At 59.6% G+C, this 18,883-nt stretch carries 23 protein-coding genes; 10 read left to right on the top strand and 13 right to left on the bottom strand.

Features of this window, described 5'->3' with window-relative positions:
- Position 1 precedes the first annotated feature (1 nt).
- Positions 2 to 766, bottom strand: a complete 765-nt coding sequence (locus ACJ8KE_RS08045; protein ID WP_016928073.1) for a GntR family transcriptional regulator — start codon at positions 764 to 766, stop codon at positions 2 to 4.
- 138 nt (positions 767 to 904) lie between these two features.
- Here ACJ8KE_RS08045 and pdxR point away from each other — a divergent pair, with 138 nt between their 5' ends.
- The 3 genes from pdxR (at position 905) to ACJ8KE_RS08030 (ending at position 3,708) form a co-directional block, all read left to right on the top strand.
- Positions 905 to 2,419: a MocR-like pyridoxine biosynthesis transcription factor PdxR gene (gene pdxR / locus ACJ8KE_RS08040; RefSeq protein ID WP_016928072.1), complete on the top strand. Its 1,515-nt coding sequence runs from the start codon at positions 905 to 907 to the stop codon at positions 2,417 to 2,419.
- Between the two features lie 116 nt (positions 2,420 to 2,535).
- The gene (locus tag ACJ8KE_RS08035) at positions 2,536 to 2,988 is read left to right on the top strand and encodes a GNAT family N-acetyltransferase (RefSeq protein ID WP_049300649.1); all 453 of its coding nucleotides are present in this window, start codon (positions 2,536 to 2,538) and stop codon (positions 2,986 to 2,988) included.
- 15 nt (positions 2,989 to 3,003) lie between these two features.
- The gene (locus ACJ8KE_RS08030) at positions 3,004 to 3,708 is read left to right on the top strand and encodes a GNAT family N-acetyltransferase (RefSeq protein ID WP_028128046.1); all 705 of its coding nucleotides are present in this window, start codon (positions 3,004 to 3,006) and stop codon (positions 3,706 to 3,708) included.
- A gap of 51 nt (positions 3,709 to 3,759) precedes the next feature.
- On the opposite strand, the gene purB is transcribed toward ACJ8KE_RS08030, so the two are convergent.
- Together purB and hflD are read right to left on the bottom strand one after the other, a co-directional pair.
- Positions 3,760 to 5,130 (bottom strand): adenylosuccinate lyase, encoded by a 1,371-nt coding sequence (gene purB, locus ACJ8KE_RS08025; RefSeq protein ID WP_016928069.1) that lies wholly within the window; start codon positions 5,128 to 5,130, stop codon positions 3,760 to 3,762.
- A gap of 22 nt (positions 5,131 to 5,152) precedes the next feature.
- Entirely contained in the window at positions 5,153 to 5,779 is a 627-nt protein-coding gene (gene hflD / locus ACJ8KE_RS08020; RefSeq protein ID WP_016928068.1) for a high frequency lysogenization protein HflD, read from the bottom strand.
- 331 nt (positions 5,780 to 6,110) lie between these two features.
- Here hflD and kup point away from each other — a divergent pair, with 331 nt between their 5' ends.
- On the top strand, positions 6,111 to 7,979 hold the full coding sequence (gene kup, locus ACJ8KE_RS08015) for a low affinity potassium transporter Kup (RefSeq protein WP_016928067.1): 1,869 nt from the start codon (positions 6,111 to 6,113) through the stop codon (positions 7,977 to 7,979).
- Between the two features lie 50 nt (positions 7,980 to 8,029).
- Here kup and mnmA read toward each other — a convergent pair whose 3' ends face one another.
- From mnmA to rluE, 4 genes are all read right to left on the bottom strand, one after another.
- Complete coding sequence (gene mnmA, locus ACJ8KE_RS08010; RefSeq protein ID WP_016928066.1) at positions 8,030 to 9,130, bottom strand: tRNA 2-thiouridine(34) synthase MnmA; 1,101 nt, start codon at positions 9,128 to 9,130, stop codon at positions 8,030 to 8,032.
- 106 nt (positions 9,131 to 9,236) lie between these two features.
- Positions 9,237 to 9,683, bottom strand: a complete 447-nt coding sequence (locus ACJ8KE_RS08005; RefSeq protein ID WP_015377609.1) for an NUDIX hydrolase — start codon at positions 9,681 to 9,683, stop codon at positions 9,237 to 9,239.
- A gap of 9 nt (positions 9,684 to 9,692) precedes the next feature.
- A complete protein-coding gene (locus ACJ8KE_RS08000) occupies positions 9,693 to 10,031 on the bottom strand; it encodes a lysozyme inhibitor LprI family protein (protein WP_033640599.1) in 339 nt (112 codons plus the stop codon).
- Between the two features lie 22 nt (positions 10,032 to 10,053).
- A complete protein-coding gene (rluE, locus tag ACJ8KE_RS07995) occupies positions 10,054 to 10,680 on the bottom strand; it encodes a 23S rRNA pseudouridine(2457) synthase RluE (protein ID WP_016928064.1) in 627 nt (208 codons plus the stop codon).
- 131 nt (positions 10,681 to 10,811) lie between these two features.
- On the opposite strand from rluE, the gene icd reads away from it, so the two are divergent.
- Positions 10,812 to 12,065 (top strand): NADP-dependent isocitrate dehydrogenase, encoded by a 1,254-nt coding sequence (icd, locus tag ACJ8KE_RS07990; RefSeq protein WP_015377612.1) that lies wholly within the window; start codon positions 10,812 to 10,814, stop codon positions 12,063 to 12,065.
- Positions 12,066 to 12,149: 84 nt separating this feature from the next.
- Here icd and uspF read toward each other — a convergent pair whose 3' ends face one another.
- Positions 12,150 to 12,605, bottom strand: coding sequence for a universal stress protein UspF (gene uspF / locus ACJ8KE_RS07985; RefSeq protein WP_016928063.1), 456 nt, complete (start codon positions 12,603 to 12,605; stop codon positions 12,150 to 12,152).
- A 314-nt stretch (positions 12,606 to 12,919) separates the two neighbouring features.
- Here uspF and ACJ8KE_RS07980 point away from each other — a divergent pair, with 314 nt between their 5' ends.
- The 3 genes from ACJ8KE_RS07980 (at position 12,920) to ACJ8KE_RS07970 (ending at position 15,038) form a co-directional block, all read left to right on the top strand.
- Entirely contained in the window at positions 12,920 to 13,327 is a 408-nt protein-coding gene (locus tag ACJ8KE_RS07980; protein WP_337039387.1) for a hypothetical protein, read from the top strand.
- Positions 13,328 to 13,453: 126 nt separating this feature from the next.
- A complete protein-coding gene (gene tolA, locus ACJ8KE_RS07975) occupies positions 13,454 to 13,987 on the top strand; it encodes a cell envelope integrity protein TolA (protein ID WP_442517207.1) in 534 nt (177 codons plus the stop codon).
- A 148-nt stretch (positions 13,988 to 14,135) separates the two neighbouring features.
- Positions 14,136 to 15,038, top strand: a complete 903-nt coding sequence (locus ACJ8KE_RS07970) for an HNH endonuclease (RefSeq protein WP_016928060.1) — start codon at positions 14,136 to 14,138, stop codon at positions 15,036 to 15,038.
- A 30-nt stretch (positions 15,039 to 15,068) separates the two neighbouring features.
- Here the strand turns inward: ACJ8KE_RS07970 and ACJ8KE_RS07965 are convergent, their stop codons facing one another.
- A complete protein-coding gene (locus tag ACJ8KE_RS07965) occupies positions 15,069 to 15,359 on the bottom strand; it encodes a hypothetical protein (protein WP_442517206.1) in 291 nt (96 codons plus the stop codon).
- Positions 15,360 to 15,504: 145 nt separating this feature from the next.
- Here ACJ8KE_RS07965 and ACJ8KE_RS07960 point away from each other — a divergent pair, with 145 nt between their 5' ends.
- Positions 15,505 to 15,924 (top strand): GNAT family N-acetyltransferase, encoded by a 420-nt coding sequence (locus ACJ8KE_RS07960; RefSeq protein WP_016928058.1) that lies wholly within the window; start codon positions 15,505 to 15,507, stop codon positions 15,922 to 15,924.
- Here ACJ8KE_RS07960 and ACJ8KE_RS07955 read toward each other — a convergent pair.
- Entirely contained in the window at positions 15,921 to 16,133 is a 213-nt protein-coding gene (locus ACJ8KE_RS07955) for a hypothetical protein (protein WP_004941224.1), read from the bottom strand. The genes ACJ8KE_RS07960 and ACJ8KE_RS07955 overlap by 4 nt on opposite strands.
- Positions 16,134 to 16,227: 94 nt before the next feature.
- On the bottom strand, positions 16,228 to 17,343 hold the full coding sequence (locus ACJ8KE_RS07950; protein ID WP_234214190.1) for an AI-2E family transporter: 1,116 nt from the start codon (positions 17,341 to 17,343) through the stop codon (positions 16,228 to 16,230).
- A gap of 294 nt (positions 17,344 to 17,637) precedes the next feature.
- Between ACJ8KE_RS07950 and ACJ8KE_RS07945 the strand changes: the two genes are divergently transcribed.
- Positions 17,638 to 17,775, top strand: a complete 138-nt coding sequence (locus ACJ8KE_RS07945; RefSeq protein WP_170913118.1) for a hypothetical protein — start codon at positions 17,638 to 17,640, stop codon at positions 17,773 to 17,775.
- Positions 17,776 to 17,860: 85 nt separating this feature from the next.
- Here the strand turns inward: ACJ8KE_RS07945 and ACJ8KE_RS07940 are convergent, their stop codons facing one another.
- Positions 17,861 to 18,070 carry a tautomerase family protein gene (locus ACJ8KE_RS07940; protein WP_033633277.1) on the bottom strand — a complete coding sequence of 70 codons (210 nt, stop codon included), beginning with the start codon at positions 18,068 to 18,070 and terminating at the stop codon, positions 17,861 to 17,863.
- A 17-nt stretch (positions 18,071 to 18,087) separates the two neighbouring features.
- Positions 18,088 to 18,828: an SDR family NAD(P)-dependent oxidoreductase gene (locus ACJ8KE_RS07935; protein ID WP_442517205.1), complete on the bottom strand. Its 741-nt coding sequence runs from the start codon at positions 18,826 to 18,828 to the stop codon at positions 18,088 to 18,090.
- Between the last annotated feature and the right edge of the window lie 55 nt (positions 18,829 to 18,883).

The following is an 18,883-nucleotide window of genomic DNA, read 5'->3' as shown; positions in this document are numbered from 1 at the left end:
ATCAGCTTTCGCTGGTAAACTCGTACATGTCGCTGCGGCAGAAGCTTTCGCTGTATTCGATCGGCTTCTTGCGGTGGTCGAACAACGTCTGGCGCACGATCAGCAGCGGCATCGGTTCGGATAGCTGCAGCGCCTGGCGGATGTCGTCGTCGGCCATCGCCGCGCTGACCTGGCTGCGCAGCGAGCCCATCTCCACATTGTTGCGCCGGAAGTAGTCGTACAGCGAGATGCCAATCTCGTCGACGTTGGCAATCGCCGCCGCCACCACGTAGGACACCGCCACCGACATCGGCCGCCGATCGATAAAGTGAATGCGCTTGAGTTGGTAGATCGGCGCTCCAACCGCCAGCCGGAGTTTTTCCGCCAGTTCGGCGCTGGCCGGCACCCGCTCGCGGCTGATCCATTGCGTATCCGGCTGACGCCCCTGTTGCGTCGCCTCGCGCGAGAACCCTTTGATGTCCGCTAATGAATAGCGCAGCTTCGGCGCGGGCCGTTGCGGCTGGATAAAGGTGCCGTAGCCGCGTGAACGGCCGATGATGCCGTCTTGCTCAAGGCAGGCCAGCGCTTTGCGCACCGTGATGCGCGAGATGCCAAGCTGTTCGGTAAACAGGCGCTCGCTGGGCAGGAAATCCCCCGCGTTCAGCAATCCTTGCTCGATAGCCTGGCGCACCGAGGCGTTAAAGCGCAGATATAACGGCATCGCGCCCGCGCTGGCCAGATCCTGCAGCAGTTTTTCCAGCAGACGCTGGTTGATCTCCTTGCTCATAGCTGACGGAAGTCCTGTAGCCGCAATGCGATGGCTTATTTAAGGGGATTTCGCCGGGCAGCGCAACTGCCGCCGCCGCTGGGAGAAATGAGGTAGAGTAGTGTGCTATCGCCCCAGGCTCGGAGAAACAGACTGCCCATGAGTGACACCCCAAGACACGCGGACGACGCGGCAATCCTGGCAGCCTTCACCCAGCAGCGTCAGCAGGGGCTGACCCGACGTTCGGCGCTGCATCAGGCCCTGTTGCGGCTCATCACCGCCGGGGAACTGCCGTGGCGGGCGAAGCTGCCGCCGAGCCGCGCGTTGGCGGCCCGGTTGACGGTGGCGCGTGACACGGTGGAACAGACCTACGCACGGCTGGAGGCGGAGGGGTTTATCAGCCGAACGGTGGGGCGCGGCAGCTTTGTGCGTTATCGCTGCGATACGCTGCTCGGCCGTGAACTGCTGGCGACGCAGGCAGGCCAGGAGGCGCGGCTGGCGGAACGCGAGTTAAGCGATCGCGGCCGGGCGTTGCTGGCGGTCAGCCATACGCCGCACACCAGCCGCCAGGCTTCGCTGACGCCCTCGCTGGCGGATCTGCGGGCGTTTCCCATCGATTCATGGCTGCAGTGGGAAAAGCAGGCGCTGCGGCGCCACGGCGAGCGGCTGTTGGGGTATGCCGATCCGCAGGGCTTGCCGGAACTGCGCGCGGCGATCGCGCACTATTTGCAGCGGGAGCGGGGCGTCAAGGCGTCGGCGGAGCAGGTGATCGTGGTCACCAGCTCTCAGCAGGCGCTGGCGCTGTGCACCCAGGTGCTGTTCGATCCCGGCGATGCGGTATTCGTCGAAGAGCCGGGCTACCAGGGGGCGAAAAAGCTGGTGCAGTCGGCGGGGCTGCAGGCGCGGCCGATCGGCATCGATGAGCAGGGGATGGACGTCGGGCAACTGATGCACGCCACGGGCGGCGGGCGGGGCGTTTACATCACGCCGTCCCATCACTACCCGCTGGGGTATTCGCTGAGCCTCGAGCGGCGTCTGGCGCTGTTGCAGTGGGCCCAGCGTCGGCGGGCCTGGATCATCGAAGACGATTACGACGCCGAGTTCAACTACGATCGACAAACCAAGGCGGCGCTGCAGGGGCTGGACAGCGGCGGGCGCACGCTGTACATCGGCACCTTCAGCAAGACGCTGTTTCCGGGGCTGCGCATCGGCTTCATGATTGCGCCGCCGCAGCTGGTGCGGCCATTGGTCGCCGCCAGGCAGTTTCAGGACGGCTACACGTCGGCGCTGGCGCAGATGACGCTGTTCCACTGCCTGCATGAGGGCGGCTACGCCGAGCATCTGCGCAATATGCGCACGCTGTACAAGGCGCGGCTGGATGTGCTGTACGACGCGGTGCAACGCCATCTCGCGCCCTGGACGCACCCGGCCTTGCCGCAGGGTGGGCTGCAGCTGGTTTGCCCGTTGGCGGATGCGGCGACGGAGCGGCGGCTGGTGGCGGCGGCGGCCGAACGAGGAATACGGTTGTACGGCCTGGCGGATTTCTACACCGGCGCGCCGCAGCGCGGGGCGCTGGTGCTCGGTTTTTCGGCCTATACGCCGGACGAGATAGTGCGCTTTATCGCCACACTGGCGCAGGTGTTCAACGCGCTGCCGCGGGAAAGCGGCGGTTAAAATTGGTCTGCTCGGCGTTTTGAATTGGTCCGTATTACGCCGCCGCTGCGCGGTGTATCCTGCCGCTATTCGGTTATTACCCTAATGGAAATAATATGTTAACCCCGTGAGGCGCTATGAACCCATCAAATCGTGAAGTGACCATCCGCAGAATCAATGGCGACGACAGAGCGCAATGGCTGGCGTTGTGGCAGGGCTATCTCGACTTTTACCGCGCCGACGTGGCGCCGCAGGTGACCGATCGCACCTTCGAACGGTTGGGGCAGGATGAACAGGTGTACGGGCTGGTGGCGGAGGATGCCGACGGCCGGCTGCTGGGGCTGATGAACCTGGTATTCCATCCGTCCACCTGGAGCGCGATGGGCTATTGTTATATCGAAGATCTCTATGTGTCGCCGCAGGCGCGCGGCCATAAAGTGTCGGAAAAACTGTTCGAACAGGCGTATCGACTGGCGGAGGCGCGCGGCAGCGATCGGGTCTATTGGATGACTCAGGAGTACAACGCGCCGGCGCGTTCGCTGTACGACAAAATCGGCAGAAGAAGCTCGTTTATCGTTTATACCCGTTAACCGCAGGAGGCGCGTATGGCAATGAATCGTTATGGTCAGCCGATTGGCGAACCGATGCCGGATTGGCAGCCGGCTCGTCGCCCGGGCGGCGCAACGCTCGGCGGGCGTTTCTGCTCGCTGGCGCCGCTCGAGCCGCAGCGGGATTACGCCGCGCTGTACGACGCTTTCCAGCTGGCGCCGGACGGCCGCGACTGGACCTATCTGTCTATCGAACGGCCCGACACGCCGGCGGCGATGCTGCTGCATCTGGAGACGCTGCAGGCCAACCCGACGCTGGTCAATCTGACGGTGTTCGATGCCGCCAGCGACGCGCCGGTGGGGACGGTGGCGCTGATGCGCATCGACGAGGCCAACGGCGTGCTGGAGATCGGCCACGTCAGCTGGTCACCGTTGATGAAACAGCGCTCCAGCGCCACCGAGGCCATCGCGCTGCTGCTGCGTTACGCCTTCGACACGCTGGGCTATCGCCGCTGTGAGTGGAAGTGCGACAGCCATAACGCGCCATCGCGCCAGGCCGCGCTGCGCTTTGGCTTCCGTTACGAGGGCAACTTCCGCTTTGCGGTGATCGTTAAAGGGCGCAGCCGCGATACCGATTGGTTCGCCATCACCGCTGACCGTTGGCCTGCGGTGCGGCAGGCGTTTGAGCGCTGGCTGAGTGCGGACAACTTCGATGCCCAGGGGCGGCAGATTGCCCGGCTGCAGGTGTTGCGCGGCGAATAATAAGCAACAAGGCGGCCCGCGGGCCGCCTTGTCGTTGTGGGTCTAACGCGCTTACTTCAGCTCGTCGACCAGGGTAGTGGCGCGGCCGATGTAGTTGGCCGGGGTCATCGCCTTCAGACGGGTTTTCTCTTCTTCCGGCAGCGCCAGGCCATCGATAAACGCCTGCATGCCGGCAGCGTCCACGCGCTTGCCGCGGGTCAGCTCTTTCAGCTTCTCGTAAGGCTTTTCGATGCCGTAACGGCGCATCACGGTCTGGATCGGTTCGGCCAGCACTTCCCAGTTGTGATCCAGTTCGTCCAGCAGGTGCGCCTGGTTCACTTCCAGCTTGCTGATGCCCTTCAGGGTGGCCTGATAGGCGATCAGCGCATAGCCCAGGCCCACGCCCAGGTTACGCAGCACGGTGGAATCGGTCAGGTCGCGCTGCCAGCGGGACACCGGCAGTTTGCCCGCCAGGTGGCCCAGCACGGCGTTGGCCAGGCCCAGGTTGCCTTCGGAGTTTTCGAAGTCGATCGGGTTGACCTTGTGCGGCATGGTGGAAGAGCCGATTTCGCCGGCGATGGTCTTCTGCTTGAAGTGGTTCAGGGCGATGTAGCCCCAGATATCGCGGTCGAAGTCGATCAGAATGGTGTTGAAACGCGCTACGCAGTCGAACAGTTCGGCGATGTAGTCATGTGGTTCGATCTGCGTGGTGTACGGGTTCCAGGTGATGCCGAGCGAGGTCACAAACGCTTCGCTGAACTGATGCCAGTCCACTTCCGGGTAAGCGACGATGTGGGCATTGTAGTTGCCGACCGCGCCGTTGATTTTACCCATGATCTCCACGCGCTCCAGCTGGCGGTACTGGCGCTCCATGCGGTAAGCCACGTTGGCGAACTCTTTGCCGACGGTCGACGGGGTTGCCGGCTGGCCGTGGGTGCGCGACAGCAGCGGGATATCGCGGTATTCCTGCGCCAGCCCTTTCAGCGCGTCGATGATCTTGCGCCAGTAAGGCAACACCACATCCTGACGGGCGCTTTGCAGCATCAGCGCATGCGACAGGTTGTTGATGTCTTCGGAGGTGCAGGCGAAGTGGATGAACTCGGACACCGCGTGCAGCGCAGGCACCGCCGCCACTTTTTCCTTCAGGAAATACTCGACCGCTTTCACGTCGTGGTTGGTGGTGCGTTCGATGGTTTTGATGCGCTGTGCGTCTTCTTCATTGAATTCCGCGACGATTTTGTCGAGGAAAGCGTTTGCGTCGGCGTCAAAAGCGGGAACTTCCTTGATTTCTGCGCAGGCGGCCAGTTTTTGCAGCCAACGTACTTCAACCTGTACGCGGAATTTCAGCAGACCGTATTCGCTGAAAATGGGGCGCAGTGCGCTGACTTTATCACCGTAGCGTCCATCAACGGGGGAAACGGCGGTCAGTGAGGATAATTCCATCGGTAGCAACTCCTGGGATCGATTAACAATGAGCAACGATATTTTGCGCCTGCTTGAACAGACGATTACGGGAAAACATTAACTGCAGGCGGCTGCCGCCGACCTGTTGCCACAGCACGGCGGCGCGAATGCCGGCCAGCAGCGTGGCGCGCACCTTGGCCTGCACCTGCGGATTCTGCAAGATCGCCGGCGAGCCGGTCACCTGAATGCGCGGCCCGAGCGGGCTGACCACGTCGACGTAAATGCCGGCCAGCGCGCTGATGATGGTGTCTGACTCAAGATCGAAGTGCGCCAACTGGCGCTCAAGCTGGCCGAGGCGTTCGCCGAGCGTGTTCATCGCCTGTTTATTGGCGTTGAGCTTGCGCTCCAGCACCATCAGGCTGATGGTGTAGCGGGTCAGTTCCGCGCCCGGCCCTTTGTTGTTGGCATTCAGCACGCCCATCAGGGTTTCGAGGCCGACCATCAAATTGCGTTCTTCGCCGCCGAACACCGCCAGCGTGGAGGGCGGATCCATTTGCAGCAGGCTTTTCAGCGAGGTCTGAAACGCTTCGCGGTCGCATTGCCCTTCATGGGCCAACTGCTGAACCAAACGCGCCGACTGGCTGATGCCCGCCATGGCCAGCGTGATGTCATAATAATTCTTCGCCACGATGACTCCTGTAAACGCGGTGAACGGTACATGGCTTACTGCATAAGGTTGTGTGTATCGCAGGGGCAACGGCGGCGGCCGCGAACGGTAACGCTCGGGCGTGGCTGTAACAACGATGACAACGAATGCCGCGGATCATGCCACAAAATCGAGGGTAAACCCAGCGTCTAATACGTCTGTGACGAGGCGGAGGCGCCGTGCGGCGCAGAACTGCGCAATAAGGCGGCGAAAATCGCCGGCGCGGCGGCGCGAACTTATTGTTGCGGCGGCAAATAAAGTGCGGCGGCTGCATCTATACTGCCAACGTGAACCCTTAAATAAAGACCTTTATATGCACGTAAAAAACAAGCAGCCGCTGCCGGCGGTGACGCTGGCGGCCATCGGCGTGGTGTACGGCGATATCGGCACCAGCCCGCTGTATACCCTGCGCGAATGCCTGACGGCGGAGGAGGGCATCACCCTGACGCCGGCCTCGATTTACGGCTTTTTGTCGCTGATTTTCTGGCTGCTGACGCTGGTGGTGTCCATTAAATACATTTGTTTTGTGATGCGCGCCGACAACGACGGCGAGGGAGGCATTCTGACGCTGATGTCGCTGGCGATCCGCAAGCTGGATGCGCGCTGGGTGCCGGCGGCGGTGCTGATCGGGCTGGTGGGCGGCAGCTTCTTTTACGGCGACGGGGTGATCACCCCGGCCATTTCGGTGCTCTCGGCCATCGAGGGGCTGCAGATTATCGCCCCCGAGCTGGACAGCTTTATCGTGCCGCTGTCGCTGCTGGTGCTGACCGCGTTGTTCGCGATCCAAAAACGCGGCACCGGCAGCGTCGGCAAACTGTTTGCCCCGGCGATGGTTATCTGGTTCCTGACGCTGGCGCTGCTGGGCATCGGCGGCATTCTGCATCACCCCGGCGTGCTGCGGGCGCTGAACCCTTACTGGGCGGTGAATTTCTTCCTCGAATACAAGGCGGTGTCATTCTTTGCGCTGGGCATGGTGGTGCTGTCGGTCACCGGCGCAGAAGCGTTGTACGCCGATATGGGCCACTTCGGTAAAAAGCCGATCCGTCTGGCGTGGTTTACGCTGGTGGCGCCGGCGCTGGTGTTGAACTACTTCGGCCAGGGGGCGCTGCTGCTGGCCAATCCGGCGGCGATCAACAACCCGTTCTTCCTGCTGGCGCCGACCTGGGCGCTGATCCCGCTGCTGGTGATCGCCACGCTGGCGACGGTGATCGCCTCGCAGGCGGTGATCTCCGGCGTGTTCTCGCTGACGCGGCAGGCGGTGCGGCTGGGTTACCTGCCGCCGATGCGCATCATCTATACCTCCGATCAGGAGTCCGGGCAGATCTACATTCCGGTGGTGAACTGGCTGCTGTTCGCGGCGGTGCTGATCGTGATTATCAGTTTCAAACACTCCAGCAACCTGGCGTCGGCTTACGGCATCGTGGTGACCGGCACCATGCTGCTGTCGTCGATTTTGCTGAGCATCGTGGCGGTGAAAAACTGGGGCTGGCCGCGCGCGCTGGGCGGGTTGATGCTGCTGGTCATGCTGTGCATCGACGTGCCGCTGTTCGGCGCCAACCTGATCAAGCTGGCGACCGGCGGCTGGCTGCCGGTGGCGCTTGGGCTGACGATTCTGCTGATCATGCTGACCTGGAAGACCGAGCGTTCGCGCCTGATCCGCCGGTTGCGCGACAACCAGGAAGGGCTGAGCGCGCTGATCGAATCGCTGGAGAAGGCGCCGCCGAAGCGGGTGCCGGGCACCGCGGTGTTTATGGAGCGCACGCCGCATGCGGTGCCGCTGGTGCTGTTGCATAACCTGAAGCACAACAAGGTGCTGCACGAGCGCGTGGTGCTGCTGACCATCGTCACCACCGACATGCCGTACGTGCACAATGTGCAGCGGGTGGCGATCGAACAGCTGTCGGCGAGCTTTTGGCGGGTGGTGGCGAGCTACGGCTGGCGCGAGACGCCCAACGTGACGGATATCCTTTATCGCTGCGGGCTGGAGGGGATGAGCTTCACCATGAACGAGACCTCGTTCTTCATGTCGCGCGATACGCTGGTGCTGGGCAAGCGGCCCTGGTATCTGCGCGTGCGCGGCAAGGTGTTCCAGCTATTGCAGCGCAACGCGCTGCGGGCGCCAGATCTGTTCGAAATCCCGCCGAATCGGGTGATCGAGCTGGGCGCGCAGGTGGAATTTTGAATAAAAAAACGCTGCGGTAAACGCAGCGTTTTTCTTGGGCGGCAGGCGAATTACGCCAGGCGCTGTTCGATGATGCCGCCGCCGAGGCAGATTTCGCCCTGGTAGAACACCGCCGACTGACCGGGGGTGACGGCGGAGACCGGCTCGTCGAAACGCACTTCGATGCGTTCGTCGTCGAGCGGGGTCACGGTGCAAGGGATGTCCTGCTGGCGATAGCGGGTCTTCACCGTACAGCGGAACGGGCCGGTCAGCGGTAGACGATCCACCCAGTGCAGCTGCTGCGCGATCAGGCCGACGGACATCAGACGCGGGTGATCGTGCCCCTGCGCAACCACCAGCACGTTGTTGGCCACGTCTTTATCCACCACGTACCACGGATCTTCGCTGCTGTCTTTCAGGCCGCCGATGCCCAGCCCTTTGCGCTGGCCCAGGGTGTGATACATCAGACCCTGGTGTTCGCCGACGGTCTGGCCGTCGACGCTGACGATCGGGCCCGGCTGCGCCGGCAGGTAGCGGCCGAGGAAGTCGCGGAACTTGCGTTCGCCGATGAAGCAGATGCCGGTGGAGTCTTTCTTCTTGGCGGTGACCAGCTCCAGTTGCTCGGCGATGCGGCGCACCTCCGGCTTCTCCAGCTCCCCGACCGGGAACAGGCTCTGCGCCACCTGCTCGTGGCTCAGGGTGTAGAGGAAGTAGCTCTGATCTTTGTTGCCGTCGACGCCGCGCAGCAGGCGGCTTTTGCCGTCCACATCCTGGCGGCGCACGTAGTGGCCGGTGGCGATGAAATCGGCCCCCAGATCTTCGGCGGCGAACTCCAGGAAGGCTTTGAATTTGATCTCTTTATTGCACAGGATGTCCGGGTTCGGCGTGCGGCCGGCCTTGTACTCTTCCAGGAACAGCTCAAACACGTTGTCCCAGTATTCCGCCGCAAAGTTCACCGTGTGCAGTTCGATGCCCAGCTTGTCGCAGACCGCTTGCGCGTCGGCCAGATCGGTCGCGGCGGAGCAGTACTCTTCGTCGTCGTCTTCTTCCCAGTTTTTCATGAACAGCCCAGCGACCTGATAGCCCTGTTGCTGTAACAGATAGGCGGTAACGGAAGAGTCGACGCCGCCGGACATACCGACGATTACTTTTTTCTGGCTGTTGTCTGACATGGGGATCTCACGAACTTGAACACGAACCGTGCTGATAAAAACAAGCGCAGGATTTTACCACGTTGCCCGCGCCGGCGCACTGTTCATCTTGTGCTGCCCGGCGTCCTCAATGTGGCCAGGCGAAGCTGCCGACTAGCGACAGCGGGTAACGCTCCGGCTGCTGATAACTGCGAATGCTCTCGGCCACCAGCGCGGAACGCAGGTTGGGCGCCTGCAAAATCTCGTCGGCGCTCAACCACAGGCAGCGATCGATGTCGCTGTCGTGCGGCTCGGTCGGCAGCGGCTGTTCCAGCTCGATGACGAAGCAGAAACGCAGGAACGGCGTGCGATCCGGCGCGATCCACTGGTGCAGGCGCAGGAACGCCTGCGGCGTGGCGCGGATGCCGGTCTCTTCCCACAGCTCGCGCTCGGCGGCCTGCACCAGCGTCTCGTCGGCCTCCAGGTGGCCGGCCGGCTGATTCCACAGCGCTTTGCCGTTGATGGTCTCTTCGACGACCAAAAATTTGCCGGCGGCGTGCACCACGCAGGCTACGGTGACGTGCGGTTTGAACATGCGGTCTCCTTACAGCGGTTTGTCGATGCGCCGGTAGATGTCGTCCAGCTCGGCGATGCGGGTGCGGTAACTTTGCAGCAGGCAGGCGGTGTCGCCGCCGCACCGCTGGCGTTTGGCCAGCCAGGCCTGCTGGCTGTCCTGCATCGCGCCGCGCGCGCCCATGGCGAACAGGCCGCGCAGGAATTGGTACTTGGTGGCCATTTGCACGTCCAGATCGTTCAGCGTGCGGTTGGCGCAGATGGTGCGTTCATCGCTGCCTGCCGCCTTGGCGCAGTCGAAGCTGGCGGCCGGGGCGGCGAACGGGGCCGCCAGAGCGGCGAGCAGCAGCGCGATCGGAGTAGATTTCATGGCGCCTCCATCAGTTATCGGTCTACAGGGAATCGATGGTTTTCCATTCACCGGGCTGCAGTGAACCCAGCGAAAGATTACCCATACTGTAGCGAATCAGGCGCAGGGTAGGGAACCCGATATGCGCCGTCATGCGACGCACCTGGCGGTTTCGCCCTTCATACAGGGTGATTTTCAGCCAACTGGTGGGGATGGATTTACGCTCGCGGATCGGCGGGTTGCGCGGCCACAGCCACTGCGGCTCGGCCACCAACTCAACACCGGCGGGCAGCGTCGGGCCGTCTTTCAGCGTGACGCCGCTGCGCAGCGGCGCCAGATCGCTCTCCTGCGGCGCGCCCTCGACCTGCACATAATAGATTTTGCCGGTGCGCTTGCCCGGCTGGGTGAGCTGCGCCTGCAGCTGGCCGTCGTTGGTCAGCACCAGCAGCCCCTCGCTGTCGCGATCCAGGCGCCCGGCGGCGTAAACGTCGGGGAAGGGGATGTATTCTTTCAGCGTGGCGCGGCCGGCTTCGTCGGTGAACTGCGGCAGCACGTCGAAGGGCTTGTTGAATAACACAATGCGGCGCGGCCCCTTCGGCGCGGCGGGTTTGGCGGCATTCGGCTTGCTGAATCGTTTAACGTTGTGATTTCTAACAGAGAATTTTTTCATAACGGTTGAGATTACGGATGATAAGCGCATTATAACCGAATCCGTTTCGGATTGGCGCGGACCGAATATTCAAGTAGTATCTACACGCATCTTACAAAGCATTAACAAAATTGCGCTTGAAGGAGAGGTTGATGGAAAGCAAAGTAGTTGTTCCGGCAGAAGGTAAAAAAATCACGGTTGACGCCCAGGGTAAACTGGTTGTTCCTCATAACCCGATCATCCCGTTCATCGAAGGCGACGGCATCGGCGTTGACGTGACTCCTGCCATGATCCACGTGGTTGATGCGGCCGTTAAAAAGGCTTACCACGGCGAACGTAAAATCTCCTGGATGGAAATCTACACCGGCGAAAAATCTACCCACGTTTACGGTAAAGACGTGTGGCTGCCGGACGAAACTCTGGACCTGATCCGCGACTACCGCGTCGCCATCAAAGGCCCCCTGACCACCCCGGTCGGCGGCGGCATCCGTTCTCTGAACGTGGCCCTGCGCCAGCAGCTGGACCTGTACGTGTGCCTGCGCCCGGTGCGTTACTACCAGGGCACCCCAAGCCCGGTGAAACAGCCTGAGCTGACCGACATGGTGATCTTCCGCGAAAACGCCGAAGACATCTACGCCGGCATCGAGTGGAAAGCCGGCTCCGCCGAAGCGGACAAAGTGATCAAATTCCTGCGCGACGAAATGGGCGTGAAGAAAATCCGCTTCCCAGAGCAGTGCGGTATCGGCGTGAAGCCATGCTCCGAAGAAGGGACCAAGCGTCTGGTGCGCGCGGCGATCGAATACGCCATCACCAACGACCGCGACTCCGTGACTCTGGTTCACAAAGGCAACATCATGAAGTTCACCGAAGGTGCCTTCAAGGATTGGGGCTATGAGCTGGCGCGCGAAGAGTTCGGCGGCGAGCTGATCGACGGCGGCCCATGGCTGAAGATCAAGAACCCGAACACCGGCAAAGAGATCGTGGTTAAAGACGTGATCGCCGACGCCTTCCTGCAGCAGATCCTGCTGCGCCCGGCGGAATATGACGTGATCGCCTGTATGAACCTGAACGGCGACTACATCTCCGACGCCCTGGCGGCCCAGGTAGGCGGCATCGGCATCGCGCCGGGCGCCAACATCGGCTCTGACTGCGCGCTGTTCGAAGCGACTCACGGCACCGCGCCGAAGTACGCCGGCCAGGACAAAGTGAACCCAGGCTCCATCATCCTGTCCGCAGAGATGATGCTGCGCCACATGGGCTGGTTCGAAGCGGCTGACCTGATCGTTAAAGGCATGGAAGGCGCCATCGCCGCCAAGACCGTGACCTATGACTTCGAACGCCTGATGGAAGGCGCTAAACTGCTGAAATGTTCAGAGTTTGGCGACGCTATCGTTAAACACATGTAAGGGTGTTTGGCGTTTGAATGAGAACGGGAGCCTTAGGGCTCCCGTTTTTTTACTGTTCAAATATGAGTGAGGTGTCGGACAGGCTCACTGCGCGGCGTTAGCCGATTCACGCACGACCAGCACCGGGCAATTGGCGTGGCGGACGACGGCGGTGGCATTGGAGCCGAGGAGATAAGTGATGGCAGAAGGGCGGTTGGAACCCATCACGATAATCTCCGCGTTGAGCGCATCGGCGAGCTCCAGGATCTGATCTTTGGGATCGCCGACGGCAACGTGCGTGGTCACTCTATCTTCAGGCACGCTGAATTCTTTGGCCGCTTTTGCCAGCCCCTCGGTTGCTACCGCAATGATTTCGTCTTTGGTTTCTATCGCCGCCGTGGCAGCAAAGCCGAAAGCGGCATAGGTGGCGCGCGATGGGATCACCGCCAGGAAATGGACGTGGGAGTCTTCGAGCCTGGCGAGCGCGTTGACATGCGGGATGACCTGCTGTGTTAATTCCGGCTCGGTAATATCCACGGGAACCAAAATAGTTTTGTACATACTCCCTCCTTATCGTTTTCAAAAAACTCCACTTTTTGGATTATAGCTGCTTGACGCCGAGAAAACGGCGATCGGTATGGCAGAACCAAAGAAATTGACCGCCAAAAGGGAAAGTATGCAGAAACCGTTGTTGTGGCAATCGATTAGAAGCGGCTGATCTGGCTGTTAAAGGCATGGGAAGCGAACTGTTCAATGATCGCGCCGCTATTGTTAAGCGTGTATCAGTGTGTTTGGCGTTTGAGTAGAAAAGGAGCTCTCGGGAGCCTTCTTTGTTACAATCAGTAATATTGTTATCCAGTGAAAAGATAGTTTAAATGACCAAGAAAACCATTTCTGTTTTGATTTTGTCTTTATTTATTGGCGGGTGCACCACGCAAACTACCGATGAGCGAATGGCCAGGGCGAAAGCGAAGTACGCCGAATCAAACCCAGTCGCGCAAGCGCCTTCACCCTTGGTGCGTTTGGAATGCAATACGCAAGCAGGAACCCAAATCACGGCCATGATGAATGGCGCATCGCAAACCGTCACCATTAACAGCGCCGTATTCCGTTTTGTCGACCGGGACGACGTTCAGGGCATTGATACATTGAGTTTTGCCAGAACCATTGACGGCGTTACCAGCTGGGTGTTCGTGAACATGGCATCCAGCGATCCGGTTTATCTCAGCATTGTGAGCCAAAAGACCGTGTTGAAATTTATGTGCAGTGCTTACAAAGGATGAGCGAAAACGTGTATGCCATCGCTGTCTATTCATACGTTATTCTGTCGAAAATCGGTGCGTCACTGCTGTTGTAGTGACGGACTGCACAGCCCCTGGCGAAAGTTTTAATGTCACTAGCGATGTATATTGATCCTGTATAACGTATTGGCCGGCGCTCTTTGCGTGGCCCAGCGTCAACTGATTTCACTACTGATAATTATCCATAAGGACAGGGATATGAAAATAACGCATTCAGGCTATAAAACCGGCGTTGCCACAGTATTGGCGGCGATGACCGCGCTGGCATTAACGGGGTGCGCCAAGAGCACGGCCCCCAGCCAAACCGATCCGGTAAATAAAGAGGTTGACGATCTTTTCACCAACCTTGGCGACCCAAAGACGCCGGCACCGGGAAAAGAGAAAGAACACTATATCGCCCAGTTGCAGGCCGCGATTCAAAGCCATTTGAAAGATGCCGAAGCCTACTCAGGCAAGCGTTGCACATTGAGCATCAAGCTGGCGCCGGACGGTATGCTGATCAGCATTCGGGCTGAGCAAGGGGAACCGGAACTTTGCCAGGCCGCGATCAAGGCAATCACCAATGCGCGTCTGCCTAAGCCGCCAACGGCCGCGGTTTACGAAGCGGTCAAAAGCAGCGCGTTGGAATTTCGCCCGCAGTGAATAAACAACGCTGTTTCCGTGCAACGCTATCCCGGTCAAGGCCGGGATTTTTTATTGCCGTCACCCTGCGTTAATTGGTGAGAATCACTAAAGCCCTTGATGAAGGGTGACGATAACCCTTAAAAATCCTGATTATAAAAGAGTGGCCATGCGTTTTTTCTGGGGCAACATTGGTGGCAGCGTCGCGGAAGTTTTTAAGGGCGAATTCCTGTGGGCGCCGCAATATGGAATAAATAAGACTGGGAACATGTTTAAACCTGCCGGGTGGGAAACGGTCAAAAAAGTCAAAGAGGGTGACCTGATTTTTTGCCACAAGGGTAGGAAGATCATCGGCGTGGCGACAGCGGTACGCGATGCTTACTCTGCACCGCGGCCTGAGCATCGGGTCGCGGGACCGCCGCATATTGCGGGTACCCAAGTCGATTTGGAACTGACGCGTCTTGAACTACCTATTGATGTTTCCCTTTTTAATCAAGCGTTCACACGCATGCACAACCAGGCTTGCCTTCCGCGCGTTTTTAATAAGAAAGGCGGATGCACCGAAAACTATATGTGCGAGATCCCCGCGCCGGCAGCCGCGTTGATCGCCGGTTTTCTCTCGGAAAATCTCTCTATCAACTTCCATGCGGATACCGTCGAAATCACCAGAGAGGTCGGTGGTGAGCAAGAAAGGGTGATTCAGGCGCGGATTGGGCATGGTCCCTATCGCGATAAAATGTTTAAGCGGTGGGGAAACCGGTGCGCCGTCACGGGGATTGCGGAGCCGTCCATTCTCATTGCCTCTCACATCGTTGCCTGGTCGATTGCGACCCCAGAAGAAAAAGTGGATCCGCACAATGGTTTGCCGTTAATCCCCAATCTGGACAAGCTGTTCGATCGAGGCATGATCAGTTTTGCCGATGGCGGACGTTTGCTGTATTCACGGACGATGAGCGGTTTGCTATGTGAGCTGAGGATCCCGTTGGACGCCAATATTAGCGGGTTGTCTGAAAAGAACAGAGCATACCTGCAACGGCATCGAGTGAAGTGGGGGTTTGAAACTGTGCCCTGATGCAGGTTTGCCAAATCTGAGCCGGGGCTCTTACCGATACATCATCGCGCTCACGCGTTCGCTCCGATCTTTAAAACCGTTGCTGCGCATCGTGGCCACATAGTAGCGATAGTGATGTTTCTGTGCGTATTCGCGCACCAGATCTTCGGCGAACAGGCCGCTGAAGGTGACGGTGGTGACGAACGTCAGCCCTTTCACTTCGTAGGTGCTGATCTCCTGCGGGGCGCCGATATACGGCGGCGGGAACACGGTCTTGTGGAACTGGCAGCCCGCCAGCAGCAGGGTAAACAGCAGGGCGGCGGAGATTTGCGGTATTCTCATCGGGAAAAGCTTTCCTTCCTTGGCGTGTGTTTTAGTAACTCTATAATAGGATTACAAAATTCGGCGGGGATGTAAAAGTTATCCCGCTTCGGTTGCCGTTTCGTTGAAGCGGTGTCGCCGTATCCATCAGCATGAGGATTAAAACATGTTTGTTCGCCAGGCCACTGACAGCGATGTCGCAGCCCTGATCGCCCTCGACAGCGTCGCCGAACACGAACCGCAGCGCGCGGCGCAGATCCGGGCCTGGTGCGGGCAGGGGGAGTGCTATCTTGCCAAGGAACAGGACGTGGTGATGGGCTATGGCGTATTGCACTATCATTTCTTCGGCTGCGGCTTTATCGAGATGCTGATGGTCGGCGAGCGCTATCGCCGCCGGGGCGTCGGGCAGGCGTTGATTACGGCATTGAAGTCCCATTGCCGAAACCCGAAGCTGTTCACTTCCACCAATCGTTCCAACCTGCCGATGCAGCGGCTGCTGCTGAACGCCGGATTTGTCGCCAGCGGCCAGATTGACAATCTCGATGACGGCGATCCGGAGCAGGTCTTTTTTATCCCGCTGCGCTAATACAACCGGACATCGACCGCCTGCTGTTGCAGCCAGGTGCTGACGTAGCCATAAGCGGCATAGAAGGCCAGCAGCGCGAAGATCAGCACCGAAAGCGAGGCCAAAAATTTGACGTCGCCGTGCTTCGAAAGCTGGTAAGCGCAAGAGATAAAGGCCAGCAGGCACAGCAGGGTGAAGGCGATGGCCAGCGTGGCGTAGAAAATAAGCATAACGAAACCCGTTCTTCCTTGTGAGCCTGGCAAGGATACCACAGACAAAAAAAAGGGGCCCAAACGGGCCCCTGCGTGATTCGCTGCGGGAGGTTTACTCCAGCGCGTCGGGATGGTTTTTGCCTTCCTCGATAAACTCTTCGTCGATCTCTTCGATGTTATCCTCGCTGTCGCGGCCGGACAGGATGTTCCAGCAGGCGATGAACAGCGCGGCGATCAAGGGGCCGATGACGAAGCCGTTGATGCCGTAAATCTCCATGCCGCCCAGGGTGGAGATCAGGATCAGGTAGTCCGGCATTTTGGTGTCTTTGCCCACCAGCAGCGGGCGCAGGATGTTGTCCACCAGGCCGATCACCACCACGAAGAACACCACCAGGAAGATGCCTTTCCACAGCATGCCGGTGGCGAAGAAGTAGATCACCGCCGGCACCCAGATGATGGCGGAGCCCACGGCCGGGATGATCGACAGGAACGCCATCAGCGCGCCCCACAGCAGGCTGCCGTCGATGCCGGTAAAGTAAAACGCCAGCCCGCCGAGCGCGCCTTGCACCACGGCGACCACCACCGTGCCCTTGACGGTGGCGCGGGAAACGGCGGCGAACTTCACGAACAGGTGGTGTTTCACGTGCTGGGAGAGCGGCAGCGCTTCGAGCGCCAGGTTCACCAGATAGGGGCCGTCTTTCAGCAGGAAGAACAGCAGGTAGAGCATCACGCCGAAACCGACGACGAAGTTGAAGGTGCCCTTGCCGATCAGGAACACGCTGCCCGCCAGATATTGCCCGCCCTTGAGCGCCACCTCGGAAAGCTGCTTTTGGATCTCGGCGGCGCTGTTGAGGTTATGCTCCGCCAGGAAGCGCTGCGCCCAGCCGGGCAGGTGGCGCATAAAGTCCGCCAGCATGGTCGGCAATTGGCTGTTGTTGGTCTGCAGCTTGGTGTAGATCACGTTGAATTCCATCGCCAGCGACGAGGCGATGATCGCCAACGGCGTGAACACGATCAGGCAGATCAGCGCCACCGTTAGCAGCGACACCACGCCGTTGCGTTCGCCGACGTACTGCTTCAACTTCTTTTTCACCGGATGGAAAATCACCGCCAGAATAACCGCCCACAGCACCGAGGAGTAATAAGGCCCCAGCACGTCGAGAAAGGCGGCGGTAACGATGAACAGGATCAGAATAAAGAATCCTTTGGAAATGCCTTTAGACATCATAGTCGTCCCTCAAAAGATGAATTTTCAGCATAGATGAACTGAATGAAAACAACACTATCATCACCTTTGCTTAACCGGTAGGGGATTTTTAGTAGCGTATTCCATAGGGTTATTAAGGGCAAGGCGGGCGCCGCACGGTGAACAGGCGGCGGCGAGAGAAAAGAAAGAGGGCTAAATAATTAAATAAATTTATCGATTGTGTTTCATTTTGTGAGCCGCACTTGCCGCCTGCGCCAGGCTTTCCTAGTTTTTAGGAGGGCGGCCGTTCGCCCGATATCACGAAGGAGTATGCAAATGACTGAACACAAACGACTTGCCGTTATCGAAAAGGTGCTGCTGATCGCTTTCGCCGGCGTGCTGGTTTATCTTGCCACTACCGGCGCCTTGTCATTATCGGGCCTTGATCACCACTGGCCTTATCCTTCGCGCTAAGCGTGCTTGGTCTCATCATGCAGGCCCGATAACGATAATGAGCGGCTGTACCCTACGACACGAGACTCACAGCATCAATCATCCGTTATTCGCCTCGTTCTTTGGCGCGCAGGGCGGTGACGCTCTCTCCGCCGACGCCCCAGTTGTCGGTGGCCACCTCGTCAATCACCACGAAAGTGGTGTGGCGTGGCTTATTCAGCACCCGCTCCAGCAGCGTGGTGGCTCCCTCGATCAGCATGCGCTTTTGCGCGGCGCTGACCCCTTCGTCGGTCACTTTAATGTTGACGTATGGCATGACGTTTTCCCCCGGTTTCACCAGACCCCGGCGGTGGCGCCGCCGTCAACCACGAGCGCCGCGCCGGTAACGAAATTGGCGTCGGTCAGATACAGCACCGCATCGACGATGTCCTGCGGCTGGCCGACGCGGCCGGTTGGCGCCAGTTGCCGCATCTGCGTCAGGCTCTGTTCATCATTTTGATGCATCGGCGTGGCGATGATGCCGGGCGCCACGGCGTTGACCATCACGTTGTGCGGCGCTAACTCCAATGCCAGTTCGCGCACGGCGTGGTTAAGGCCGCCTTTAATCAGCACCGGCAGCAAGGCGGGCACTTTGCTGTTGGGCTGCATGGCGATCGACGCGGTGATGGCGACGATGTGGCCGGCGCCGCGTTGCTGCATATGCCGGGCGGCGGCCTGCGCCGGGTAGAAGAAGCCTTTCAGATTGGTTGCCACCATCGCGTCGACCTCCTCCGGCGTATAGTCGGCGATCGGCTTGGCGATAAATATGCCGGCGTTATTGATGAGAATATCTACCTGACCAAAAGTCTGTATCGCCAGGCTGAACAACCGCTCGGCGGTTTCCGGCAGCGCGATGTCTCCCGGCGCCAGCAGCAGATTGGCCGGGCGGCCGAGTTTGTCCGCCGCCGCCTGCAGCCGTTCAAGCGAACGGGCGTTTGCGACAACCTGATAGCCGCGCGCCAGGTAGGCTTGCGCGATGGCGAAGCCCAAGCCGCTCGATGCGCCCGTGACGATGACCGTTTTTACTTTGCTCATTTTCTCTCCTCGACAGGATAGTGATTGATCGTAGGTGAACGGTAATCCATACCTG

It is taken from the genome of Serratia sp. CY56464 (genome assembly GCF_052168435.1).
In the GTDB taxonomy this organism is placed as follows: Bacteria; Pseudomonadota; Gammaproteobacteria; order Enterobacterales; family Enterobacteriaceae; genus Serratia; species Serratia marcescens.
The sequence above is the reverse complement of the archived record's forward strand: the minus strand, read 5'-3'. Positions and strand labels throughout refer to the sequence as shown.